The sequence below is a fragment of the Paracoccus panacisoli genome (assembly GCF_042435015.1).
Classification (GTDB): domain Bacteria; phylum Pseudomonadota; class Alphaproteobacteria; order Rhodobacterales; family Rhodobacteraceae; genus Paracoccus; species Paracoccus panacisoli.
In genome coordinates, this window is record NZ_JBHMQU010000027.1 from 48612 (window position 1) to 71973 (window position 23362).

Here is a 23362-nt window from a genome sequence, read left to right on the forward strand (position 1 = left end):
ATTGCCGCGCCATGCTTGAGATCAGCGCCGACAAGATCGCCTTCGTCGTCATCCGGGCGCGTGACTACGATCAGGGGCTCGACGGGCGCGGCGGGCGCAACGCCTATGAGCTGCGCGACTTCATTGCCGACCTGAACGACGACGAGCAGGCGGCGCTGACGGCGGTGATGTGGATCGGCCGCGGCACCTTCGACGCCGACGACCTGTCAGAGGCGGTGGCGACGGCCAAGGCCGAAAAGACCACGCCCACCGAGGACTACCTGATGGGCGAGCCTCAGCTGGCCGACCACCTTGAGGCGGGGATGGAGGCGCTCGGCCTCTCGCCCGGCGACGAGGCCGACAACCTGCTTAAGGGCTGACGCGCCCGCCACCCTGCACCCCCTCGGGCTGGACCCAAATATCCTCAGGGGGTGAGGCCGCGGCACGCGGCCGAGGGGGCGCGAGCGCCCCCTGCCTTACTCTTTCGACACCCGGATCACCGCGCCGTTGTCGGCGTCCGTGACCAGCATCAGCGCCCCGTCGGGGGCCACGGCGAGGTCACGGACCCGCCCGATCCCGTTCAGATAGCGCGCCTCGCCCGACACCTTGCCGCCGTCGAGCGTCAGCCGCACGACCCCGCCGCCGGCCTGCAGCGCCCCGATCAGCGCGCTGCCGTTCCAGTCCGGGAACATCGCGCCGTCGTAGAACGCCATCCCCGAGGGGGCGATCACCGGATCCCAGTAATAGACCGGCTGCTCCATCCCCTCCTGCGCGGTCTTGCCTGCGTTGATGTCGGCGCCGCTGTAGGCCACGCCGTAGGTGATGACCGGCCAGCCGTAGTTCTTGCCCGGCTCGACGTGGTTCAGCTCGTCGCCGCCCTTCGGCCCGTGTTCGACGGTCCAGAGCTGGCCCTGCTTGTCGAACGCCGCCGCCTGCACGTTGCGGAAGCCCTTGGCGTGGGTCTCGGGCAGGCCTATCCCGGCCCCCATCGGCGCGCCGGTGAGCGGGTCGATGCGGACGATCTTGCCCAGGTGGTTGTCGTCGGCCTGCGCGCTGTCGCGGATCGGCACGTCCGAGCGCTCGCCCAGCGTCACGATCAGCCCGCCCTGCCCGTCGAGCATCAGGCGGCTGCCGAAGTGCTTGTCGCCGTCATAGACGGGGGTCTGGCGGAACAGCTCCTTGACCTCTTCAAGGCTACGGCCGTCGGCCGAAAGCTTCGCGGTGGCGACGGCAGTCTGGTTGCCGCCCTCGGCCGGCGCGGCATAGCTGATCCACAGCCGCCGGTCGCTGGCGAAATCCGGGCCGACCATCACGTCCAGAAGCCCGCCCTGGCCCTTGGCGTCGATCTCGGGCAGGCCCTCGATCGGTTCGGACAGCGTGCCATCGGCGCCGACCATCCGCAGCCGGCCCGGCCGCTCGGTCACCAGCCACGCCCCGTCGGGCAGAAGCGCCAGCGCCCAGGGGTGCGAGAGCCCGTCCACCACCGTCTCTGTCTTGAGCGCGACCGTGTCGGCGATCACCGGGGCGCGGGTCTGGCCCTCAAAGGCCGGTTGCTGATCCGGCGCATTCGGCGGGGCGGCGTTGAAATCCTGCGCGAGCGCCGCCCCGGCCATCAGGCCGAGCGCGGCGGCGGTCGTGAGGAACGAGGGGGCAAAGCGGGCCATGCAAAATCTCCTGAACAATTCACTCAGGCAACGTCAGCAGGCCGGGTGCGTTCCCCCCTCGGTTCTCACGCGCGGATCACGGTTTTGACAGGTGGTCCACCTTGGCCATGTGGTCGGCGATCTCGCCCACCTCGACCAGCCAGCCGGCGATCGCCTCGGGCGCCGAGGGCGCGGCGTGGACGCCGGGGGCGAAGTCGCCGCGCAGCACCGCCTCGACCGCCAGCGCCACGGGGATCGAGACGAGCTGCGCCATCGCGGTCCCGCGGTCGTTGCCCTGCGCGTCCAGCACCCACTCGCGGTCATAGACCCGCGCCCCGTCGCGCTCGGCCGCCAGCCGGACGAACAGCACCACGCGGTCCGGCTCGCCCTCGGCATAGGCGTGGGCGTCCCAGAACCCCTCGGCCATCTCGCGCAGCCGCACGTCGCCCTCGGGGCCGGTCAGGCCCTCGACCTCGGCGAAGACCTCGGACCACGCCTCGGACCAGCCCTTGAGGCGGATGGTGCCGCGGACGAAATCCTTGAGCGTCCATTCGCGGTCGAACCCGTAGGGGTCGATGAAGGCGGTCGAGTCGCGGTTGGGATAGACCTCGAACCGCTCGGGCACCGGCAGCGGCGCATCATAGGGGTCGATGGCGTGCCAGGGGCGGTCCACCACCCGCTCGGCCCCGTCGCGGATCGACTTCGACGGCGAGCGGAGGGCCCGCAGCACGCCCAGCGGCGACCACGAGAACTTGTAGCGGAACGGGTTGGGATGGCGGGGGATGCCGCCGCAGTAGCTGGTAAAGCTCACCGCGTCGCCCTTCTGCGCGACCTGCCGGTAATCCGCGACCAGCTCATGCGCCATCAGGTGATCGATGCCGGGGTCGAGCCCGACCTCGTTGACCAGCGCCACGCCCGCATCCTCGGCCGCCGCCTCGAGCGCCGCCATCTCGGGCGAGATGTAGGACGAGCTGACGAAATGCGCCCGCTTCTCGACGCAGATCCGGGCCAGCGCCGGGTGCTGGTCGGCCGGCAGCATCGAGACGACCACGTCGCCCGCCGCCAGCGCCTCGGTCAGTGCCTGGGGGTCATAGGCGCGGATGTCCTGCGCCAGATCGCCCACCGCGGCGCGGGCCTTCTCCACCGTGCGGTTCCAGACCACGACCGGCGTCTTGCCCGCGAGCAGGCGGCGCAGGCCGGGGATCGCCGAAAGCCCGGTGCCAACCCAGTGAATCGTCATGCCGAAAGCTCTTTCAGATGGGTGTCATAGATCGCCGCCGCCCGGCCCCAGGGGCCTGCGTCGATGGCGTCGAGCTGGCGCAGCACCGGCAGAAGCTGGGCCGCGTAATCCTGGCTCGATTCGCGCGGCAGCATCGAGGGCAGGTTGTCGATCGCCGTCACGTCGAGCAGCGGCCGCTCTGCCACCCTGAGCGCGGGGGCGGCCCAGTCGGTCGTGCGGTCATAGACCTTGATCGGGGAAAACTCGCTCGTGGGGTCGCAGGCGATGTCGCCGATCACCGTCAGCGCGCGGCCGGGATTCACGGCGCTTTCCGGCACGAACACCGGGCAGCCTGGCTGCGCGAGGATGCAGTTCAGGAACACCTCGTGCAGCAGGATCTCGGGGAAGGGGCCGCCGTGGGCGGTCTCGGCCATGTCCCACTTCGTCACCCGCACGCCCATCTCGGCGCAGAGGTCGGCGGCGCCGGTGCCGACCCGGCCCTTGGCGCCGATGACGATGGCGCGCGGCCGCACCCGGCCGGTGCCGTCCAGCTCGGCCCGCAGGCTCGCGGCGAGCGCCTCCTTGTTGGGGAACGGGTGGACGGGGCCGCAGATGCCGCCATGCGCCTGCGCCGCCCAGCATTTCAGCGCCACCGCCGCCCCCGCGTAGCCCGCCCAGTAGCCGAAGGCCGCGAGCCTGCGCCCGTCGTCGTCGAGCAGATATTCGAGGTCATAGAGCCGCCCGCCGCCCGCGCGGAACCGCTTGAGCAGCTCCTGCCCCGCCGGCTGGCCCTTGAAGGCGTGGCCGAACATGATGTGGCGGTGGGTGAGCGGGGTGCCGTCCTCGGGCAGCTCCTTGAGGCCGAAGACAATGGCGTCGGCGGGTGCCTCGACCCACGATCCCTCGGGGGCGATGGTGGCGCCGGCGCGGCGGTAGTCTTCGACGGGCAGGATGCGGCGGGGGCTGTCCTCGACCGTCACGGCAAAGCCGCGCCGGATCAGGTCGCGCACCCCCTCGGGGGTGATGCCGACGCGGTCCTCGTTGGGGCGGCTTTCGGCCCGGACCCACAGATGTGTCATGCTGAACTCTCCCGATGCTGGCGGGCTGGCGGTTGCCAGTTTGCGGTTGCCAGTTGGCTGTTGGCCGAGGCTTACGGAAAGGCGACGCGCCCGTCCAGCGAGGGGGTGCCCTGCGCGGCCCCGCCCTGCGCACGCGGCGGGGGCCGCCGGGCGCCGAGGAACGGGCCGTCGCCGGCCGCGTCGATGCGGGCGATGGCGGCGGCGATGTCCTCGACGATCACCGCCATGGCCGAGGCGGTGGCATGGACCATCCGTCCCTCGCCCAGCGCCATCGCCACATGGCCCGGCCAGAACAGCAGGTCGCCGCGGCTGATGTCCTCGACCTCGGGGAAGGCCGCGCGCTGCAGGTCGCTGTCGCCCGGACAGGCGATCCCCGCCGCCCACAGCGCCGCCTGCGCCAGCCCCGAGCAGTCGATCCCGCCGCGCGAGTTGCCGCCCCACAGATAGGGGGTGCCGACAAGGCTCAGCGCCACCGCCGCCGGGTCGTCGGCGGGGGTGTCGGTCAGATGCTGGACCGGGACGAACCCGCCGGTGACAAGCTCCGCAAACCCGCCCGCGATCCCCGCCACCGCCAGCCGCGCGCCGAGCGTCAGGCTGGCGCTCTCTCGCTCTTTTATCGTGGCCTTGGGGTAGATGTGGGTGGCGGGCGCGGCGACGCGGTGGGTGATCGCGGGCCGCTCGGCCGTCAGCGCGGCCATGCCGATCCAGCCGCAATAGCCGTCCGCCGCGGCCTGCACGAAGGCGCGGTCGTGGCGGCGCTCGATCACCGTCACGTCAGCGCCGAAGATCAGCTGCCGGTCGCGGCGGCCGTTCGGCTCGCGGTCCAGATCGACCAGCGGCACCGCGACGCGCATCGCCGTGCCCTCGGTCAGCGTGGGCCGCGCGATCCCGGCGCCGGCCAGCGCCACGCGGTCGGTGGCCGGGGTCAGGCGCGGGTCCATCAGTGCGCCCCCGCCGCGCGGCCGGTCAGCGCGGGCAGCGCGTTGAGGATCGCCCGCATCCCCTGACCGACGCCGCCCTTGGGCCGCCCCGGCGCGGCGGCGGGCTGCCAGCCGTAGATGTCGAAATGCACATACGTCCCCGCGCCTTCGGTAAAGCGCCGCAGGAACAGCGCCGCGGTGATCGCCCCCGCGAACCCGCCCGAGGGCGCATTGTCGAGGTCGGCAATGGCAGGCTCGATCATCGCCTCGTAGGGCTCCCAGAAGGGCAGGCGCCAGATCGGATCGGCGTGGTCGCGCCCGGCGGCGTGCAGCGCCTCGGCCGCGGCCTCGTCGTCGCAGAAGAACGGCGGCAGGTCCGGCCCCAGCGCCACCCGCGCCGCCCCTGTCAGCGTCGCCATGGAAATCAGCACCGCCGGCGCCTCTTCGGCCGCCAGCGCCAGCGCGTCGGCGAGGACCAGCCGCCCCTCGGCGTCGGTGTTGTTGACCTCGACCGTCAGCCCCTTGCGGCTGGTCAGCACGTCGCCGGGGCGGAAGCTGTCCGAGCCGACGCTGTTCTCGACCGCCGGGATCAGCACCCGCAGCCCGCCCGCGCGGCCCGTCCGCGCCAGCGTCTCGGCGAGGCCGAGCACGTTCGCCGCCCCGCCCATGTCCTTCTTCATCAGCAGCATCGACGACGACGGCTTGATGTCCAGCCCGCCGGTGTCGAAGCACACCCCCTTGCCGACCAGCGTGACCGCAGGCCCTTCGCCCGGAAAGCGCAGGTCGATCAGCCGAGGCTCCCGCCCCGGCCCGGCGGCGCGGCCCACGGCGTGGATCATCGGATAGCCCTCGGCCAGCGCCGCGCCCGAGATCACCTCGACCGCCGCGCCGTGCCGGTCGGCGAGCGCCCGGGCGGCGGCCTCGAGCTCAGCCGGCCCCATGTCGGCGGCGGGGGTGTTGATGAGGTCGCGGACCAGATACTCGCCCGCCGCCATCGCCAGCACCGCGTCGCGGTCCACCCCCTCGGGGCAGACCAGCCGCGCCTTGGGCGGCTCGGCGGCCTTGTAGCGGGCGAAGCGATACTGCGCGAAGAGCCAGCCGAGCGCCCCGTGGGTCAGGTCGTAGGACTCGGGCGCGCCCGCGATCCGCCATGCCCCGGCGGGCAGCGCCTCGGCGGCGCGGGCCAGTGTGAAGCGCTCGCGCGCCGGGCGGTCGGCGGGCGTCGCCGGCTTGCCGATGCCGAACAGCGCACCCCCCACCCCGTCCGGGCCGGGCAGCAGGCAGAGCTGCCCCGGCCTGGCGGCGAACCCGCTGGCCGCGGCAAAGCCGGTCTCGACCCCCTCGGGCCAGAGCGGGCCATCGTCGCCCTGCGACACCAGCCACAGTGGGCGCGCCGCGGCGTCGGGGGCGGCAAACTCGGGTTCGGGCGAAGCGGTGGTCATCAGGCGTTTCCCTCGGGGTGGGCGCAGACGCGCAGGGGACACGCAGCCCCGTCGCACAGCGCACGACATATTCACTTTCCCCCCGGTTTCCGCTAAGCGCGGCCGGCTGAAAGCGAAAGGATTCCCCAGATGGGTTACAAGGTCGTCGTCGCGGGCGCCACGGGGAACGTGGGCCGCGAAATGCTGAACATCCTGGCCGAGCGCCAGTTTCCCGCCGATGAGGTCGTGGCGCTGGCCTCGCGCCGCAGCCTCGGCACCGAGGTCAGCTATGGCGACAAGACCCTGAAGACCAAGGACATCGAGGGCTTCGACTTCACCGGCTGCGACATCGCGCTGTTCGCCATCGGGTCCGAGCCGACCAAGAAATACGCCCCCATCGCGGCGTCGCAGGGGTGCGTCGTGATCGACAACTCGTCGCTCTACCGCTACGACCCCGACGTGCCGCTGATCGTCCCCGAGGTGAACCCGGACGCGGTCGAGGGCTACGGCAAGAAGAACATCATCGCCAACCCCAACTGCTCGACCGCGCAGATGGTGGTGGCGCTCAAGCCGCTGCACGACCGGGCGCGGATCAAGCGCGTCGTCGTCTCGACCTACCAGTCCGTCTCGGGCGCCGGGAAAGAGGGGATGGACGAGCTGTGGGAACAGACCAAGGCGGTCTACAACCCCACCTCGGACGTGCCGCCGAAGAAGTTCCAGAAGCAGATCGCGTTCAACGTGATCCCGCAGATCGACGTGTTCCTCGAGGGTGGCGACACCAAGGAGGAATGGAAGATGACGGCCGAGACCAAGAAGATCATGGACCCGCGCATCAAGGTCACGGCGACCTGCGTGCGGGTGCCGGTGTTCGTCGGCCACTCGGAAGCGGTCAACGTCGAGTTCGAGGATTTCCTCGACGAGGACGAGGCCCGCGACATCCTGCGCGAGGCGCCCGGCGTCATGGTGATCGACAAGCGTGAGCCGGGTGGTTACGTCACCCCGATCGAATGCGTGGGCGACTATGCCACCTTCGTCAGCCGCATCCGCCAGGACCCGACCGTCGAGAACGGCCTGAACTTGTGGGTGGTCAGCGACAACCTGCGCAAGGGCGCAGCGCTGAACGCGGTGCAGATCGCCGAGCTGCTGGGCAACCGGGTGCTGAAGAAGGGCTGAGGCGGACCAGCCCGCGCCGCCCGCATCGGCGGCCCCCCGCCAGACCCATCGCAGACGTGAGGGCGCCCCGGACGGGCGCCCTCTTGCGTTGTGGCGGGATCGGTCGGACCCTGTGGGCCGACCCGTCCCCGCGCGAGAGGATCGCCCCGATGCCGCTCTCCCCCACCTCACCGGCGCTGCGCCGGATCCTGGCCGCCGCGCTGATCCCGGCCTGCGCCGCCCTGCCGCTCTCGGCCCAGACCGTCGCCCCGGCCCCGACGGCGCTGCCCGCCCCGATCCCCGCCGCGGCCATCCCGCCGGTCCCGGTGGCCCCCACCGCCGAGCCGATCCGCGCCAGCGCCCCGGTGCGCGAGGTCACGCTCTACCCCGACGGCGCCACGGTGACCCGGGCGCTGCACCTCGACGCCGCCCCCGGCGTGCGCGAGCTGATCGTCACCGACCTGCCGCCCGGCATCGACGCCACACTGCGCGTCGCGGCCACCGGCGCCACGGTCGGCTCGGTCGCGCTGCAATCCGACCGCGCCCTGCCCGGCGATCTGGCCGAGACCGACGCCGTCCGCGCCGCCCGCGCCGAGGTGCAGCGGCTCGAGGCCGCGCTGCGCGACCGCGACGCCGCCACTGCCGCGATCCGCGCCCGCGCGCAGGCGGCCGAGGATACCGTCGCCTTCCTCCGCGCGCTGGGCCAGTCCGACAACGCCACCTCGGGCGACGTGAACGCGCTCGCCGACACCGTGGCCGCCCGGCTCGTCGCCGCCCGGCGCGAGATGGTCGCCGCCGAAACCGAGGCCGCCGCCGCCGAAGTCGGCCGCGACGAGGACGTGAAGGCCCTCGACCGCGCCCGCGCCGCGCTCGCGGCGCTCGAGACGCCCGAGACCCCGCCCGCGGCGCTGATCGTCCAGCTCGACCTGCACGGCCCCGCCGACTTGACGATCACCCACCAGACCGGCGCGGCCAGCTGGTCCCCCGTCTATGACCTGCGGCTGGCCCGGACCGGCGGCACGGCGGGGACGATCACGCTCGACCGCGGGCTGATGGTCTCGCAATCGACGGGCGAGGACTGGACGGGGGCGGCGTTGACGCTCTCCACCGCCCGCCCCTCGGGGCAGGTTCAGGCAACCCCGGTCGACCCGTGGTTCCCGCGGGTCGAGGATGGCGCGATCAGCGCCGTCCCGATGCAGGATGCCATGCCGAGCTACGCCCCCGCCGCGCCGATGCCCGAGATGGCGGTGCGCAGCCTCGGCAAGGGCGCCGCGGTCGGCAACGCGGCGCTGGACCGGATCGGCGCGACGGTCGTCTATCGCTACCCCACGCCGGTCACGATCCGCACCGGCGCCGACGCGGTGCGGCTGGGGATGGACGCGCAGGCGATCCCGGTGGAGGTCGCGGCCGAAGCCGTCCCGCTCTACGACGCCAGCGCCTATCTGCGGGCCGAGGGCAAGAACCCGCTGCCCGAGCTGATCCTGCCCGGCGCCGCGACCCTCTATGCCGACGGCGCGCGGGTGGGCGAGACGGCGCTGCCGCTGATCGCCGCGGGCGACGACATCCGGCTGGGCTTCGGCCCCATCGACGGCCTCAGGGTCGAGCGGCGGGTGCCCGAGCAGTCCGAGGGCACCCGCGGCCTGATCCGCAGCGCCAACCTGCGCGAGGAGACCGCAACCCTCAGGATCGAGAACCTGACCGGCGAGGCGTGGCCGCTGCGGGTGGTGGACCGGGTGCCGGTCAGCACCCAGGACGACCTCAGGGTCGAATGGCAGGCGAACCCGGCCCCCGACGAGACCGACCCCGAGGGGCAGCGCGGGGTGCTCGTCTGGCACACCGACGTCGCCCCGCACGCGGTGCGCGAGATCACCCTGACCACGACGATGCGCTGGCCCGAGGGTCAGGTGCTCGTCGAATAGCGCGCCCGATAGCGCCCCTCACCGGGCAGGTTTCCGCCCGCGCCGCCGCGCGCCCGGGCCGGAACCTGCCGATCCGGGCCGCGCCCGTCCCGACACCTGAATGTGAGCGAACGACGCGGCCCCCGCTGCGTTCATCCGCGCAGACCCGGCGATCACGCCCGGCGCGCCGCAAGGTGATGCCGGGTTGATCGCCCCGGCGTCTAGACTGTCCCGCGCCGATCATGGCGCTACCCCTGCGGAGTTCGAGCAGAATGGCTTACAACGGTCTCATCGGAACCGGCACCTCGCGGACCGGATCGATCTCGTACAATGGCGACTACGACACCTTCAACACGACCTTCATCGCCGGGCTGACCTATTCGGTCGCGGCCAAGGGCGCCTCGAGCGGCAGCGGCTCGCTGGTTGACCCGAACATCTCGCTCTACTCGGGCAGCACCCGGCTGATGTACAACGACGACATCAACCCGCCGAACGACTCGACCCCCGGTACCAACCGCGACGGCCAGATCACCTTCAAGATCGCCGCGGGCGGCACTGGCACCTATACGCTGGGCGTGGGCGAGACCGGCAACAACGCGATCGGCAGCTACACCCTGACCGTCTCGGCCGGCTATGCCTCGAACGCGAATGACAGCGTGACCGGGACCTCGGCCAACGACGCCATCCACGGCATGGCGGGCGACGACGTGATCTACGGCTTGGGCGGCAACGACAACCTGATCGGCGGCGCCGGCAACGACACGCTGCTGGGCGGCGATCTAGGCGATGTGCTGCAGGGGCAGGCGGGCGCCGACGCGCTGCGCGGACAGGCCGGCAACGACATCCTGTTCGGCGGGCTGGGGGCGGACAACCTCTACGGCGGGACCGGGGCCGACACCTTCCGGTTCCTGTCGCACGCCGAATCGAACAACACCAACGGCGTGGACGTGATCGCCGGCGCCGATGGCGCCATCGCGTTCGAGGGCGTGGGCGTGACGGGCGGCGACGTGCTCGACCTGCGCGGCATCGACGCGAACCTGACGCTCGCCGGCGACCAGGCCTTCGTGTGGAGCGCGTCGCGCGCCGCCGGGACGATCGCGCTGAGCGAGGTCAACGGCAACACGGTCATCAACGGCCACGTCAACAACGACGGGGTGGCCGACTTCACCCTCGTCATCGCCGACGGCGCGATCACCGCCAACCAGTACAGCGGGGACGAGTTCCTGCTCTGAGCCGCGGGGACACCGAAAGACCAGCGGGGCCGCCTCACCCGGGGCGGCCCCCGTTCATTCCGCCGGGGCCGCGGGCGGGGCTGCGTCCGGCGCGTCGGGGTTCCGCAGCGGCCGGTTGCCGCTGAAGCGGCGCACCGCGACATAGAACCCCGGCACGAGGAACACGCCGAGGAACGTCGCCGCCATCATCCCGCCCATCACCCCGATCCCGATCGAGTTCTGCGCCACCGCACCCGCACCGCTCGCCACGGCCAGCGGCGTCACCCCGAGGATGAAGGCGAACGAGGTCATCAGGATCGGCCGCAGCCGCAGCCGCGCCGCCTCGACCGCCGCCTGCGCGGTGCTGCGGCCCGCGAACTCGAGCTCGCGCGCGAACTCGACGATCAGGATGGCGTTCTTGGCCGCGAGCCCGATGGTCGTGAGGATGCCGACCTTGAAATAGACGTCGTTCGACTGTCCGAACAGCAGCGCCGCCGCGACCGCGCCCAGCACGCCGACCGGCACCGCCAGCATCACCGAGAACGGCACCGTCCAGCTTTCGTACAGCGCCGCCAGCGACAGGAACACCACCAGCGCCGACAGCGCATAGAGATAGGGCGCCTGGTTGCCCGACTGCCGCTCCTGATAGCTGAGGCCGGTCCAGGCCACGCCCCAGCCGCCGGGCAGCTCGGCCACCAGCTCCTCCATCGCCTCCATCGCCTGACCCGAGGTCCAGCCCGCGCCCTCGCTGCCCGAGACCGAGATCGCGTCCGAGCCCTCGAACCGCGCCAGCCGCGGCGCCACCGGCACCCAGCGCGTGGACATGAAGGCGCTGAAGGGCACCATCTCGCCCTGCGCGTTGCGCGCGTACCAGCTTTCCAGATCGTCGGGCTGCATCCGGAACGGCGCGCCGCCCTGCACGATCACCGGCCGCAGCGTGGCGCCCATGGCGAAGTCGTTGACCTCGCGCCCGGCGAAGATCGTGGAGAGCATCCCGTTCACGTCCGAGAGGCTCAAGCCCAGCGCCTCGGCCCGCTGCGCGTCGATGTCGAGCCGCAGGGCCGCGTCGTCCTGATCGCCCTGACCCTGCACGTTGCTCAGCCGCGGGTCGGTCGCGGCGCGGGTCTCGAGCGTCTGGACGGCGGTGCGCAGCGCGTCCGTGCCCTGCGCCGACTGGTCGATCAGATACATCTGGAACCCGGCCTGGTTGCCCAGCCCCTGGATCGGCGGCGGCTGCATGAACATCACCCGCCCGGCGCGATGCCCGCCGAAGCGGGCGTTGGCGCGCCGCACCACGGCCGCGGCCGACTGGTCGGGGTCGCCGCGCTCGGCAAAGTCGCGCAGCTTGACGAAGAGCATCGCCCGCCCCTGGCCGCTGCCCGAGAACCCGAACCCCAGCGCCCCGAAGGTCGATTCGACCGCCGGCTCCTCGGTCAGCAGGTAGTGCTCGATCTCCTCGACCACGGCGAGGGTCTGCTGCGCCGTCGTCCCCTCGGACAGGTTGACCTGCGCCATCATCACGCCCTGGTCCTCGGTCGGCAGGAAGGTCGAGTTCATCCGCGTGAACAGTGCCCACACCCCGGCGCTGAGCAGCGCCAGCACCACGAGGACCAGCACCGGATGCCGCACGATCCGCGCCACCGCCGCGGCATAGCCGTCGGTCAGCCGGTCGAAGCCGTGGTTGAACCAGCGCGCCGGGGCGAAGCCCTTGCCCTCGCGATGCGGCCGCAGCAGCGTGGCGGTCTGCGACGGCGTCAGGATCAGCGCCGCGGCCAGCGACAGCGCCATGGCGGTGATGATCGTGACCGAGAACTGCCGGTAGACCACCCCGGTCGAGCCGGCCATGAACGCCATCGGCAGGAACACCGCCGACAGCACCACGGCGATGCCGATCAGCGCCCTGGTGATCTGCCGCATCCCGATCTCGGTCGCCCGCACCGGGTCGAGCCCGTCCTCGCGCATGATCCGCTCGACGTTCTCGACCACCACGATGGCGTCATCGACCAGAAGGCCGATGGCCAGCACCATGGCGAACATCGTCAGCGTGTTGATCGAGTAGCCGAGCGCATAGAGCACCCCGAAGGTGCCGAGCAGCACCACCGGCACCACCACCACCGGAATGATCGTCGCCCGCCAGCTCTGCAGGAAGATCAGGATCACCCCGATCACCAGCACCACCGCCTCGATCAGCGTGTGATAGACCTTGTTGATGGATTCCTCGACGAAGGGCGAGGTGTCATAGGCCACCCGCACCTCGACCCCCTCGGGCAGCGCCGATTGCAGCCCGTCCAGCACCGCCCGCACGCCGGACGCGGTGTCCACCGCATTGGCCCCGGTCTCGAGGTTGACGCCGAACCCCGAGGCGTTCTGCCCCGAGAACCGGCTGTTCGAACCATAGCTCTGCTGGCCGATCTCGATCTCGGCCACGTCGCCCAGCCAGACCGAGGCGCCGTCCGCGCCGGTCCGCAGCAGGATGCGCTGGAAATCCTCGACGCTGGTGAGCTGGCTCTGGGCGGTGATCGTGGCGGTGAACTGCTGGCCCGGAACCACCGGCTGGGTGCCGAGCGCGCCGACCGAGACGGTGGCGTTCTGCGCCGCCACCGCCGCGGTGATGTCCGAGGGCGTCAGCTGGAACTGCGCCAGCCTGAGCGGGTCGAGCCAGATGCGCATCGCGTAGCCCGAGCCGAAGACGTTGATCCCGCCCACGCCCGGCACGCGCTTGACCGGCCCCTCGACCACCTCTTCCAGCAGGTTGCCGAGCTCGAGCGTCGAATAGCGCCCGTCGGTCGAGACGAGCGCGCCGACCAGCAGGATGGACGAGGACGAGCGGGTGACCGAGACCCCGGCGGTCTGCACCGCCGAGGGCAGCCGCGCCTCGACGCTGCGCACCCGCGACTGGACGTCGTTCAGCGCGTCGGTCGGATCGACGCTGTCGTCGAAGGTCAGCGTGATCGACGCCCGCCCCTGCGACGAGGTGGATTCGAAATACAACAGCCCGTCCAGCCCGGTCAGCGTGTCCTCGATGGGCGTGGTGACCGAGTTCTGCACCGCCTCGGCGGTGGCGCCGCTGTAGCTGGCCGAGATGCGGACGGTGGTCGGGGCGATGTCGGGATATTGCGAGACCGGCAGTTGCAGCACCGCCCAGATCCCGGCGAGCATGGTGACGATCGCCAGCACCCAGGCGAAGACCGGGCGATGGATGAAGAACTGCGCCATCAGTTGGTCGCCGTGGCGGGCGGCCGCGCGGTCGGCCGGGCGGCCGTGCTGGCCGCGGGGGCGGATTGAGCCGCCGGGGCCGCGGGGGCCGGTTGGTCGGCGGTGGCTGGGGCCGGCGCGGCGTCAGCCGCCGTGGCGGCCGGTTGTTCTGGCGCACCTGCCGCGGCCGCTGCGGCGTCAGTCCCCGCCGCTGCGGCCGCCGGTTGTTCCGGGGCGCCGGCCGCCGCCGGCGCAGCTTCCGTTCCCGCTTGAGGCGTCGCCGCGTCCGGTGCGCCCGCCGCAGCCGGGGCGCCGGTCCCCGTCCCCGCCTCCGGCGTCGCCGCAGCGCCCTCGGCGGCGGCATCGCGCACCACCCCTTCGGCGTCGATCACCACCGGCACGGTCGTCACCTCGACCCCGGCCCTGAGGTTCGTCAGCCCGTCCAGCACCAGCGCGTCGCCCGCGGCCACGCCCTCGGTCACGATCCAGGCGTTCTCGTGCGTGCCGACCTCGGTCAGCGTCACCTCGACCGTGCGCCCGTCGCGCACGAGGAACGCCGTCAGCGCCCCGCTGGCCGAGCGGCGCGTGGCGCGCTGGGGAACCAGCACGCCGTCGACCGTGCCGATGGTCAGCCGCACCCGGACGAACTGCCCGGGCAGGATCAGCCGGTCGGGGTTGGGGAACTGCAACCGGAACGGCACCGTGCCGGTGGTCGCCGACACGGTCGTGCCCGGCGTCACCATCTCGCCCGCGCCCTCGTAGACCTGCCCGGTCTCGAGGATGAGTTGCGCCTCGATCCCCTCGGGGCGGTCGAGCGTGCCCTCGCTGCGCCGCGCGTTGTGGCGCAAGAAGCGGGCGCGGCTTTCCGAGACGTCCACGTAGATCGGGTCGAGCTGCGTGACCGTGGTCAGCGCGTCGCTCTGGCTGGCGGTCACGAGATCGCCGACCGAGACGGTGGCGAGATCGGCCACCCCGTCGATCGGGCTGTGGATGTCCGAGCGGTCCACCGCCAGCTGCGCCATGTCGCGCTCGGCCTCGGCCGCCGAGAGGCTCGCGCGGGCGTTGGCGAGCGCCACCTGCGCGGTCTCGAGCTCGGCCCGGCTGACCCCGGTGCCCTGCAGGCGGTCATAGCGCCCGACCGTCGCCTGCGCGCCTTCCACGGCGGCGCGGGCGCTGGTCACCGCGGCCTCGGCGGCCGACAGGGTGGCGGCGCGCTGGTCGTCGTCCAGCCGGAACAGCACCTGCCCGGTGGTGACGGATTCGCCGGGGCGATAGGCGATCTCGGTGATCTCGCCGCCGACCTGCGGGCGGATCGCCGTCTGGTGAAAGGCCACCGCGCGGCCCGGCAGCTCGATCCGCACCGGGACCGTGCTGCGCGACAGGGTCGTGACGCCCACCTGCCGCGGCGCCCCGCCGGGTCCACCGGGTCCACCCGGACCGCCGGGCGCCCCCTGCGCCACGGCCGGGCCGGGCAGGACGAGCGGCGAGAGGCTGGCCAGACCGCCGAGGAACGCGGCGGCCAGCAGAAGGGCGGGGGTCGAGCGGAGGGGGGCGCGCATGGCCGCAGGATTGCAGCCGGGACGCCCGGCGACAAGGGCCAGACTGCGCCGCGGGACGGCCTTGTGATCGGCGCGGCCGTTCGGCACGGACGGACGAGCGGTGCCGAGGGCGTCCGCTCAGACCGGCGGCAGCGTCCCCTCGGCGATCCGCCGCGCGAGCAGCGCCGCGCCGCGCACCCCGCTCGCATCCCCGAACCGCGCCAACCGAAGCTGCGGCTGCGGCACGCCGGGCATCAGCCGCGCGGGCAGGGCGGCGGTCAGCCGCGCGACGACGCCGGGGATCTGCGAGACGCCGCCGCCCAGCACCACCACGTCCGGGTCGATGGTCATCTGCAACACCTCGAGCGCCTCGGCCGCGAGGTCGGCCCAGACCGCCATCACCCCCTCGGCCCCGGCATCGCCCGCGGCCAGCCGCGCCGCGATCTCGGGCGCGGGCAGCGCCCCCAGCCCCAGATGCGCGGCAAGTCGCGTCAGGCCGGGGCCGGCGACGTAGCTCTCGATGCAGCCCACGCGCCCGCAGCCGCACTCGAAAAGCCCCAGCCCGTGCCGGGCCAGCGCCCGCCCCGGCATCCCGCTGTGCCCCAGTTCCACCGCGATCCCGCCGAACCGCGGCGCCGGGGCGCCGTCCACGCAATACCCCGCCGCGACGCCGGTGCCGAGGATCAGCCCGACCGCGGCGGCGGCGCCCTCGGCCGCCCCGCCGTTCGCCTCGGAAAAGGCGAGCGCCATCGAATCGTTCATCACCGGCAGCGGCCGCCCCACCGCTTGCGTGAGCCGCGCCGCCATCGGCTGCCCCGAGATCGGCAGGTTCGCGGTCTGCGCCAGCCCGGTTTCGGGCTCGACCATCCCGGTCATGGCGATCCCCACCGGCAGGTCCGCGCCCGCCTGCGCACGCAGCCACGCGACCTGCCCGGCCAGCGCGGCGAAGAAGCTGTCGGCGCTGTCGCGCGGCGTCGGCACCCGGCGGCTGTCGCGCAGCCCCATCCCCTCGTCGAAGAGCCGCGCCTCGATCTTGGTCCCGCCGATGTCGAGCCCGCCGCTGATCATCCCGCTTCCCCCGCCCGTTGCCGCCCCCTTCCTCTATCCCGCCGCCCGGCGCTTGCCAAATCCCGCCCGGCGCCCGAGTGAAGGCCGATCGAAGGGGGCGCGCATGGCTGTCGAGATCGAGATCGTGGTGGACGACCCCGCCGGGCTGGACGCCGCCGCCGCCGCAGGCGTGGACAGCATCGAGCTGTGCGGCGGGCTGGCGCTCGGCGCGCTGACGCCCTCGGCCGGGCTGATGGCGCGGGCGGCGCGCTGCGGGGTGCGGGTGGCGGCGATGATCCGCCCCCGGCCCGGCGACTTCCGCTATGACGCGGCCGAGCTGGCGGTGATGCGCGACGACATCCTGGCCGCGGGGCAGGCCGGGCTCTGGGGCGTGGCGCTGGGGGTGACGGACGCGGACAGGCGGCTCGACCGCGCGGCGCTCGGCCCCCTGATCGCGGCGGCCGGGGGGATGGCCGTGACGATCCACCGCGCCTTCGGCGTGACCCCCGACCCGCGCGCGGCGCTCGAGGACTGCGTGGCGCTGGGCGTGGCGCGGATCATGACCGCCGGCCACGCGCCCACCGCGGCCGAGGGCACCGCCGGCCTGCGCGCGTTGGTGGACGCCGCCCGGGGGCGGGTGGCGATCATGGCCGGGGGCGGGGTCAGCGCCGGCAATGCCGCGGCGTTGATGGCCGCGGGGGTGAACGCGCTCCACGCCTCGTGCAGCGCGATGCGGCCGGTTGCCGGCCCGCTCGGCGCGCTGCGGATCGCGCCCGAGCGGATGGCCACCGACCCCGCGGCGATCCGGGCGCTCATCGAGGCGGTGCGCGGCCCCGAACCCGCAGGGGACCAGTCGCCCCGCTGACCCGGCCCGCAACGGCCCCCTGCGCCCGCCATATGAAAAAGGCCCCGGCGAACCGGGGCCTTCTCGTTTCAGCTCAGGGGCGGGTCACTCCGCGTCGGCGGACTCGCGCTTCGGCTCAGAGATCTCCTCGCCGGTCTCCTGATCGACCATCTTCATGCCCAGACGGACCTTGCCGCGATCGTCGAAGCCCAGCAGCTTCACCTTCACCTCCTGCCCTTCCTTGAGCAGTTCGTTCGGGTGGTTCAGCCGCTTGCCGGCGATCTGGCTGACGTGCACCAGCCCGTCGCGCTTGCCGAAGAAGTTCACGAAGGCGCCGAAATCGACCAGCTTGACGACCTTGCCGGTGTAGATCTTGCCCTCTTCCGGCTCGGCCACGATCGAGTGGATCATCTCGTAGGCCTTCTTGATCGAATCGGCGTTGGCCGAGGCGATCTTGATCGTGCCGTCGTCGTTGATGTCCACCTTGGCGCCCGAAGTCTCGACGATCTCGCGGATCACCTTGCCGCCCGAGCCGATCACTTCGCGGATCTTGTCGGTCGGGATGGTCATCGTCTCGATGCGCGGGGCATGGGCCGAGAACTCGCGGCGGCCTTCGGACAGCGCCTTGGCCATCTCGCCCAGGATGTGCATCCGCCCATCCTTGGCCTGCGCCAGCGCCTTTTCCATGATCTCGGGCGTGATGCCCTGGACCTTGATGTCCATCTGCAGCGAGGTGATGCCCTTCTCGGTGCCGGCCACCTTGAAGTCCATGTCGCCGAGGTGGTCCTCGTCGCCCAGGATGTCGGTCAGCACCGCCCAATTGGCCTCATCCTCGAGGATCAGGCCCATCGCCACGCCCGCGACCGGCGCCTTCAGCGGCACGCCCGCGTCCATCATGGCCAGCGACGAGCCGCAGACCGTCGCCATCGACGACGAGCCGTTCGACTCGGTGATCTCGCTCACCAGACGGATGGTGTAGGGGAAGTCGGTCGCCGTCGGCAGAACCGCCTGCAGCGCCCGCCAGGCCAGCTTGCCGTGGCCGATCTCGCGCCGGCCGGGGCTGCCCACGCGGCCCACCTCGCCCACCGAGTAGGGCGGGAAGTTGTAGTGCAGCAGGAAGTTCGAGCGGAAGTTGCCGTGCAGCGCGTCGATGATCTGCTCATCGTCGCCGGTGCCCAGCGTGGTCACGCACAGCGCCTGCGTCTCACCGCGGGTGAACAGGGCCGAGCCGTGGGTGCGCGGCAGGATGCCGACCTCGGTGTCGATCGGGCGCACCGTCTTGGTGTCGCGCCCGTCGATGCGGGTGCCGCCGCGGATGATGTCGCCGCGCAGGATGCCCGATTCGAGCTTCTTCATCGCCGACCCGAGGTTCGGGTTCGCCAGCTCGTCCTCGGTCAGCCCTTCGCGGACCTTGACCTGCGCCGCCTCGATGGCGTCGCGGCGCTCACCCTTGTCCTTGATGGCATAGGCGGCGCGCATGTCCGTCTCGCCCAGCGACTTCACGCGGGCATAGAGCTCGGAATAGTCCGGCGACTGGAAGTCGAAGGGCTCTTTCGCGGCGGCCTCGGCCAGCTCGACGATCAGGTCGATGACCGGCTGCATCTGCTCGTGGCCGAACTTGACGGCGCCGAGCATCTCTTCCTCGGTCAGCTCATAGGCCTCGGACTCGACCATCATCACCGCGTCGCGGGTGCCGGCCACGACGAGGTCGAGGCGCTGGTCGGGGTTGCCCTTGAGGTTGTCCATGTCCTGAACCTCGGGGTTCAGCACGTATTCGCCGTTCGAGAAGCCGACGCGCGCAGCGCCGATCGGGCCCATGAACGGCACGCCCGAGATGGTCAGCGCCGCCGAGGCCGCGATCATCGCCACGATGTCGGGGTCGTTCACGAGGTCATGGCTCAGCACGGTGCACATGACGAGCACTTCGTTCTTGAAGCCCTTGGCAAAGAGCGGCCGCACCGGGCGGTCGATCAGCCGCGAGGTCAGCGTTTCCTTTTCGGTCGGCCGCGCCTCGCGCTTGAAGAAGCCGCCCGGGATCTTGCCGGCGGCATAGTATTTTTCCTGGTAGTGCACGGTCAGCGGGAAGAAATCCTGCCCCGGCTTGGGTTCGCGGGCGTAGGTCACGTTGGCCATGACGCTGGTCTCGCCCAGCGTGGCGATCACCGAGCCGTCCGCCTGGCGGGCAACCTTGCCCGTTTCCAGCGTCAGGGTTTCCTGACCCCACTGGATGGATTTCCGAATTTCATCAAACATCTGGTTTCCTCATGGACGCGCCGCCCCTGCGGCCGCCCGTGTGTGCATGGCGGCCCCATTGCCGCCGCCCCCTATCCTTTGCACGAGGCCGGGGGCGGGCCTCACGTCACAGATTGGCGGGGTGTACAGGAAAATGGCCGGCGGGGGAAGGGAGCGGTTGGGTTAACCCCCTTTGCACCCCCGCCCGCAGCGGCGAAGGGGGCAGCCGCAGCGCCCGCAACCCGGCCTGATCGAGGGGGCGTGGGGACGAAATCCCACGGGTCAACGCTGACGTTCAACTGCCCCGGGGCGCCCGGCCCGCGGTCGTAGTCGGACCGAGAAGGTCGATCGCGCCGTGCCGGACGCCGTTCCCCGTCGCCTCGGTCTGCAACCGCGGGGCCGCCTCACCCCACCTGGCGCCCCGCCGCCCAGACGCCGCGCACCCGAGGGGTGGTCTCGAGCCCCGCGACCCGCACGAGGTCGGCGCGCAGCCCCTCCGCCAGCGCCCCGCGGTCGGCCAGCCCCGTTGCCCGCGCCGGGGTCGCCGTCACCGTGGCGAAGGCCCGCGGCACGTCCCCCCAGAGCTGCGCGAGCCGCGCCGCCCCGAGGATCAGGCTGCCCGGCACATAATCCGACGACAGGATGTCGAGCAGCCCCTCGCCGGCCAGCGCCTCGGCCGCCACATTGCCCGAATGGCTGCCGCCCCGGATCAGGTTCGGCCCGCCGAGGATGGTGAGGATGCCGTGGTCGCGGCAGGCCTGCGCCGCTTCGCGCGTGGTGGGAAACTCGGCCAGGCGGACGCCCAGCGCCGCGCTGTCGGCGACCTGCCCGGCGGTGGTGTCGTCGTGGCTGGCCAGCACCGCGCCCAGCGCGCCCGCCGCCGCCACCGCGGCGCGCAGGTTTTCGTCCCCGTGCCGGGCGCTGATCGACCCCAGCCGCTCGACCAGCGCCGCGAAGGCCGCGTCGCTCAGGCCGTTCCGGCCCTGCTCATATTCCTTCAGCTTGCCGATGTCGCGGAACTGCCGCTGCCCCGGCGTGTGGTCCATCAGGCTGACCAGCCGCACCCCGTCGCCGGGGCCGAAGGCCGCCAGCTCCTCGACCAGCGTTTCCGAGCACATCTCGGCCCGCAGGTGCAGGGCGTGGCTGATCCGCGTCTCGCCCGCCAGCGCCGCGATCTCGCGCGAGAGCGCCCGCGCATAGGGACCAGAGGGGGTGCCCGGCTTGCCGATCGAGCCGACCCTGAGCGCGTCGAAGACGGTGGTGATCCCGACGCTCGCCAGTTCTCCGTCATGGGCGAGGAAGGCCGCGGCGTGCGGCCAGTCCACGCCGGGCCGCGGCTGGATGTGACGCTCGAGGTTGTCGGTGTGCAGCTCGACCAGCCCGGGCGAAAGGTGGTCGCCCGCGCAGTCAATGGCGCCCGCCGGCACCCGGTCCCCCTCGATGATCCGCGCGATCCGGTCGCCGTCGATCTCGACCGCGCCGCGCAGCACGCGGTCGGGCAGGATCAGCCGGGCGTTGGCAATAAGGGTCATGTCCGCTCCACAGGACGCGACACCCGACTGCGGGCCGCACGCGGGTTTGTCAACGCCGCCGCCCAGACGCGACCTGACGCGGCGACGGCGAAAATCCCGTCCCCCCTCGGGCTGGACCCAAATATCCCGGGGCCCGGGGCAGAGCCCGGCCGGCGACGCCCCCACACCCCCCAAAAAGCAAAACGCCCCGACCTTGCGGCGGGGCGTTTTCGGGAAACCTTGCGGCAGCGCTCAGCGGCGCAGGCCCAGGCGGCCGATCAGCGCGGTGTAGCGCGCCTCGTCCTTCTTCTTCAGATAGTCCAGCAGCTTACGGCGCTGGGCCACCAGCTTCAGAAGGCCACGCCGCGAGTGGTTGTCCTTCTTGTGGGTCTTGAAATGCTCGGTCAGCGTCGCGATGCGCGAGCTGAGGATGGCCACCTGCACTTCGGGCGAGCCGGTGTCGCCGGATTTGGTGGCATATTCGCCCATGACGCGGGCCTTGTCCTCGACGGTGATCGACATCGGGGTCTCCTGTTGACGAAAGGTGAATGGCACAGCCCGGGATGTCGTCCAGCGCTGGCCCGTGGAGGGTTGGCCGCGATGCGCCGATCGCGGATCGCGCGGCTATAGGGCAGACGACCCGCAAAGGAAAGCCGATTCGCGCCCGGCCGCCCGGCCCGCGCCCGGCGTCTGTGTGGCCCGAGTGCCCGCCGGCGGCCGGGCCGGGCGCCCCGCCGGGGCCGCGCTCACGCCGCCCGGACCCCGATCATCCCGGCCTCGAGCCCGCGGCCATCCAGCACCATCGCCACCGGCTCGCCGTTCAGCAGCACCAGCGCGGTGCCGTCGTCCTGCGGCTCGACCGTCACCTGCGCATCGGCCAGCCGGTCCTGCGGCACCACCAGCTCGATCCGGTCCTCGTCGGCGCGGAAATCGGCGAGCGTCGCCGGACCGCTGCCCACCGCATCGCCGGGCAGGGTGAAGCGGTCCGCCCCCGCCCCGCCCTCGAGCCAGTCGTCGGCGTGGCCGGTCAGCGTGTCGTCGCCCTCGCCGCCGTGCAGCCAGTCGCGCACCCCGTCGGCCTCGCCCGCGTCGAGCACGTCGTCGCCCGCATCCCCCGACAGGTCGTCCGCCCCCGCGCCCGCGTGCAGCGTGTCGTCCCCGGCGTTCCCGGACAGCCAGTCGTCCCCGACCCCGCCCTCGGCCCGGTCGTCGCCGTCGCCGCCCAGCAGCGTGTCGTCGCCGGTCCCGCCCTGCAGCCAGTCGTCGCCGCCGTCGCCGGCCAACAGGTCGTCGCCGTGCCCGCCGCGCAGCGTGTCGTCGCCGAACTGGCCGAGGCTGTAGTCGCCATAGATCACGTCGTCGCCCGCCCCGCCGGCGATCAGGTCGTCGCCGGCCCCGGCGCGGATGTCGTCGTCGCCGCCGCGCCCGTCCAGCCGCTCGTCGGCGTCGGTCCCGGCCAGCCAGTCGCTGTCGTCGCTGCCGAGGATCGGCGCCTCGGGCCCGTTCGGCGCCTCGCCGGGCGCCTCGCCGGCTCCGCCATCCGGGTCGGGATCGCTGCCGTCGGCCCCGCCATCGGCCCCGCCCTCTGCAGCGCCGGGGTCGGTCGCCTCGCCCGCGTCGTCGTCGGCCTCGTCCCCGGCGGCGTGGTCGAACGTCAGGGCCAGCAGCATCAGGCCCGCGCACCCCATCAACAGCAGCATCGTGAACACCCCGAGTCGCGGCCGGAAACGGACGGCCCTTGCCCTCGTTATAGCCGCCCCGCCGCCCGTCGCCGAGCCAAAGGTTAGAAAAGCGTTAACATCCGGCGAGAACGCCCCGCCGCCGCCTCAGCCCTGCGGCAACCGCCGCAGCCAGACGTAATAGGCCCCGCCGCCGCCATGCCGGTCATGGGCGGGCACCACCTGCATCACCGCCCCGGCCATCGGCGCCATCCCCAGCCAGTGCGGCACCTCATGGCGCAGCGCGCCCGAGCGGGTCGGCAGCGGCCCCAGATCGCCGCGCCCCTTGCCGGTGATCACCAGCACCAGCCGCAGCCCGGCCGAGCGCGCCGACAGGATGAACCCGGCCAGCTCGCCCTTGGCGGCGGCCAGCGTCAGCCCGTGCAGGTCCAGCCGCGCCTGCGGCTTCAGCTTGCCGCGCACGAGGTCGCGGTGTGTCCGCGCATCCATCCGCAACGGCTCGGCGCGCAGCCGCTCACCCGGTGATGCCGCCGCCGCAGCCGAGGGCTTCGCCGCCCGCGCCACCGGCGCCAGCGCCCCGACCCGGAACCCCGCCGGCACCGCCGCCCGTGTGACCGCCGGCGGAGGCGCAAGGCGCGGCACCGCTGGCACCGGCGCCGGCACGCCATCAACCGGCGCGCCGAACGGCTCGGCCCGCTGGCGCAGCTTGTCGCGCGCAGCGCGCTCCATCGGGGTGACACTGGCGGCGACCTGACGCCACAGGGCGTCGTCCTCGTCCGACAAACCGCCGCCGG

Annotated in this window: 18 protein-coding genes; 5 read left to right on the top strand and 13 right to left on the bottom strand. The window is 72.5% G+C overall.

Annotated elements, in window-relative coordinates:
• Positions 1-11: 11 nt before the first annotated feature.
• On the top strand, positions 12-359 hold the full coding sequence (locus tag ACFHYO_RS06970; protein ID WP_036703151.1) for a DUF3775 domain-containing protein: 348 nt from the start codon (positions 12-14) through the stop codon (positions 357-359).
• Between the two features lie 96 nt (positions 360-455).
• Here the strand turns inward: ACFHYO_RS06970 and ACFHYO_RS06975 are convergent, their stop codons facing one another.
• From ACFHYO_RS06975 to ACFHYO_RS06995, 5 genes are all read right to left on the bottom strand, one after another.
• Entirely contained in the window at positions 456-1643 is a 1188-nt protein-coding gene (locus tag ACFHYO_RS06975) for a PQQ-dependent sugar dehydrogenase (RefSeq protein ID WP_394319323.1), read from the bottom strand.
• Between the two features lie 76 nt (positions 1644-1719).
• Positions 1720-2862 (bottom strand): saccharopine dehydrogenase C-terminal domain-containing protein, encoded by a 1143-nt coding sequence (locus ACFHYO_RS06980; protein ID WP_394319325.1) that lies wholly within the window; start codon positions 2860-2862, stop codon positions 1720-1722.
• Positions 2859-3920, bottom strand: coding sequence for a saccharopine dehydrogenase (locus ACFHYO_RS06985; RefSeq protein ID WP_394319327.1), 1062 nt, complete (start codon positions 3918-3920; stop codon positions 2859-2861). The genes ACFHYO_RS06980 and ACFHYO_RS06985 overlap by 4 nt, the downstream gene beginning before the upstream one ends.
• Before the next feature lie 71 nt (positions 3921-3991).
• Positions 3992-4861, bottom strand: a complete 870-nt coding sequence (locus tag ACFHYO_RS06990) for a C40 family peptidase (protein WP_394319329.1) — start codon at positions 4859-4861, stop codon at positions 3992-3994.
• Positions 4861-6282 (bottom strand): leucyl aminopeptidase family protein, encoded by a 1422-nt coding sequence (locus ACFHYO_RS06995; protein ID WP_394319331.1) that lies wholly within the window; start codon positions 6280-6282, stop codon positions 4861-4863. Before ACFHYO_RS06995 ends, ACFHYO_RS06990 begins: the two co-directional genes overlap by 1 nt.
• Positions 6283-6411: 129 nt before the next feature.
• Between ACFHYO_RS06995 and ACFHYO_RS07000 the strand changes: the two genes are divergently transcribed.
• The 3 genes from ACFHYO_RS07000 (at position 6412) to ACFHYO_RS07010 (ending at position 10543) form a co-directional block, all read left to right on the top strand.
• Positions 6412-7434 (top strand): aspartate-semialdehyde dehydrogenase, encoded by a 1023-nt coding sequence (locus ACFHYO_RS07000; protein ID WP_036703142.1) that lies wholly within the window; start codon positions 6412-6414, stop codon positions 7432-7434.
• A gap of 149 nt (positions 7435-7583) precedes the next feature.
• Positions 7584-9332, top strand: coding sequence for a DUF4139 domain-containing protein (locus tag ACFHYO_RS07005; RefSeq protein WP_394319333.1), 1749 nt, complete (start codon positions 7584-7586; stop codon positions 9330-9332).
• Positions 9333-9583: 251 nt separating this feature from the next.
• On the top strand, positions 9584-10543 hold the full coding sequence (locus tag ACFHYO_RS07010) for a calcium-binding protein (protein WP_052176593.1): 960 nt from the start codon (positions 9584-9586) through the stop codon (positions 10541-10543).
• 54 nt (positions 10544-10597) lie between these two features.
• Here ACFHYO_RS07010 and ACFHYO_RS07015 read toward each other — a convergent pair whose 3' ends face one another.
• From ACFHYO_RS07015 to ACFHYO_RS07025, 3 genes are all read right to left on the bottom strand, one after another.
• Positions 10598-13738, bottom strand: coding sequence for a multidrug efflux RND transporter permease subunit (locus ACFHYO_RS07015; protein ID WP_394319335.1), 3141 nt, complete (start codon positions 13736-13738; stop codon positions 10598-10600).
• The gene (locus ACFHYO_RS07020; RefSeq protein ID WP_394319336.1) at positions 13738-15276 is read right to left on the bottom strand and encodes an efflux RND transporter periplasmic adaptor subunit; all 1539 of its coding nucleotides are present in this window, start codon (positions 15274-15276) and stop codon (positions 13738-13740) included. Before ACFHYO_RS07020 ends, ACFHYO_RS07015 begins: the two co-directional genes overlap by 1 nt.
• 117 nt (positions 15277-15393) lie before the next feature.
• Positions 15394-16323, bottom strand: coding sequence for an ROK family protein (locus ACFHYO_RS07025; RefSeq protein ID WP_394319338.1), 930 nt, complete (start codon positions 16321-16323; stop codon positions 15394-15396).
• Between the two features lie 103 nt (positions 16324-16426).
• Here ACFHYO_RS07025 and ACFHYO_RS07030 point away from each other — a divergent pair, with 103 nt between their 5' ends.
• Positions 16427-17167, top strand: coding sequence for a copper homeostasis protein CutC (locus ACFHYO_RS07030; RefSeq protein WP_394319340.1), 741 nt, complete (start codon positions 16427-16429; stop codon positions 17165-17167).
• An 84-nt stretch (positions 17168-17251) separates the two neighbouring features.
• On the opposite strand, the gene pnp is transcribed toward ACFHYO_RS07030, so the two are convergent.
• From pnp to ACFHYO_RS07055, 5 genes are all read right to left on the bottom strand, one after another.
• Complete coding sequence (gene pnp, locus ACFHYO_RS07035; RefSeq protein ID WP_036705200.1) at positions 17252-19399, bottom strand: polyribonucleotide nucleotidyltransferase; 2148 nt, start codon at positions 19397-19399, stop codon at positions 17252-17254.
• A 383-nt stretch (positions 19400-19782) separates the two neighbouring features.
• Positions 19783-20910 (bottom strand): alpha-D-ribose 1-methylphosphonate 5-triphosphate diphosphatase, encoded by a 1128-nt coding sequence (locus tag ACFHYO_RS07040; protein ID WP_394319342.1) that lies wholly within the window; start codon positions 20908-20910, stop codon positions 19783-19785.
• A gap of 231 nt (positions 20911-21141) precedes the next feature.
• Positions 21142-21411, bottom strand: coding sequence for a 30S ribosomal protein S15 (gene rpsO, locus ACFHYO_RS07045; RefSeq protein WP_036705206.1), 270 nt, complete (start codon positions 21409-21411; stop codon positions 21142-21144).
• Positions 21412-21635: 224 nt separating this feature from the next.
• Complete coding sequence (locus tag ACFHYO_RS07050; RefSeq protein WP_394319344.1) at positions 21636-22589, bottom strand: calcium-binding protein; 954 nt, start codon at positions 22587-22589, stop codon at positions 21636-21638.
• A gap of 126 nt (positions 22590-22715) precedes the next feature.
• Positions 22716-23297 (bottom strand): Smr/MutS family protein, encoded by a 582-nt coding sequence (locus ACFHYO_RS07055; protein ID WP_394319346.1) that lies wholly within the window; start codon positions 23295-23297, stop codon positions 22716-22718.
• Positions 23298-23362 lie beyond the last annotated feature (65 nt).

Bases quoted from the DNA above. Each gene is read 5' to 3' on its own strand.
- ACFHYO_RS06970 (WP_036703151.1), top strand. From the start codon at position 12: ATGCTTGAGATCAGCGCCGACAAGATCGCCTTCGTCGTCATCCGGGCG.
- ACFHYO_RS06975 (WP_394319323.1), bottom strand. From the start codon at position 1,643: ATGGCCCGCTTTGCCCCCTCGTTCCTCACGACCGCCGCCGCGCTCGGC.
- ACFHYO_RS06980 (WP_394319325.1), bottom strand. From the start codon at position 2,862: ATGACGATTCACTGGGTTGGCACCGGGCTTTCGGCGATCCCCGGCCTG.
- ACFHYO_RS06985 (WP_394319327.1), bottom strand. From the start codon at position 3,920: ATGACACATCTGTGGGTCCGGGCCGAAAGCCGCCCCAACGAGGACCGC.
- ACFHYO_RS06990 (WP_394319329.1), bottom strand. From the start codon at position 4,861: ATGGACCCGCGCCTGACCCCGGCCACCGACCGCGTGGCGCTGGCCGGC.
- ACFHYO_RS06995 (WP_394319331.1), bottom strand. From the start codon at position 6,282: ATGACCACCGCTTCGCCCGAACCCGAGTTTGCCGCCCCCGACGCCGCG.
- ACFHYO_RS07000 (WP_036703142.1), top strand. From the start codon at position 6,412: ATGGGTTACAAGGTCGTCGTCGCGGGCGCCACGGGGAACGTGGGCCGC.
- ACFHYO_RS07005 (WP_394319333.1), top strand. From the start codon at position 7,584: ATGCCGCTCTCCCCCACCTCACCGGCGCTGCGCCGGATCCTGGCCGCC.
- ACFHYO_RS07010 (WP_052176593.1), top strand. From the start codon at position 9,584: ATGGCTTACAACGGTCTCATCGGAACCGGCACCTCGCGGACCGGATCG.
- ACFHYO_RS07015 (WP_394319335.1), bottom strand. From the start codon at position 13,738: ATGGCGCAGTTCTTCATCCATCGCCCGGTCTTCGCCTGGGTGCTGGCG.
- ACFHYO_RS07020 (WP_394319336.1), bottom strand. From the start codon at position 15,276: ATGCGCGCCCCCCTCCGCTCGACCCCCGCCCTTCTGCTGGCCGCCGCG.
- ACFHYO_RS07025 (WP_394319338.1), bottom strand. From the start codon at position 16,323: ATGATCAGCGGCGGGCTCGACATCGGCGGGACCAAGATCGAGGCGCGG.
- ACFHYO_RS07030 (WP_394319340.1), top strand. From the start codon at position 16,427: ATGGCTGTCGAGATCGAGATCGTGGTGGACGACCCCGCCGGGCTGGAC.
- pnp (WP_036705200.1), bottom strand. From the start codon at position 19,399: ATGTTTGATGAAATTCGGAAATCCATCCAGTGGGGTCAGGAAACCCTG.
- ACFHYO_RS07040 (WP_394319342.1), bottom strand. From the start codon at position 20,910: ATGACCCTTATTGCCAACGCCCGGCTGATCCTGCCCGACCGCGTGCTG.
- rpsO (WP_036705206.1), bottom strand. From the start codon at position 21,411: ATGTCGATCACCGTCGAGGACAAGGCCCGCGTCATGGGCGAATATGCC.
- ACFHYO_RS07050 (WP_394319344.1), bottom strand. From the start codon at position 22,589: ATGCTGCTGTTGATGGGGTGCGCGGGCCTGATGCTGCTGGCCCTGACG.
- ACFHYO_RS07055 (WP_394319346.1), bottom strand. From the start codon at position 23,297: ATGGAGCGCGCTGCGCGCGACAAGCTGCGCCAGCGGGCCGAGCCGTTC.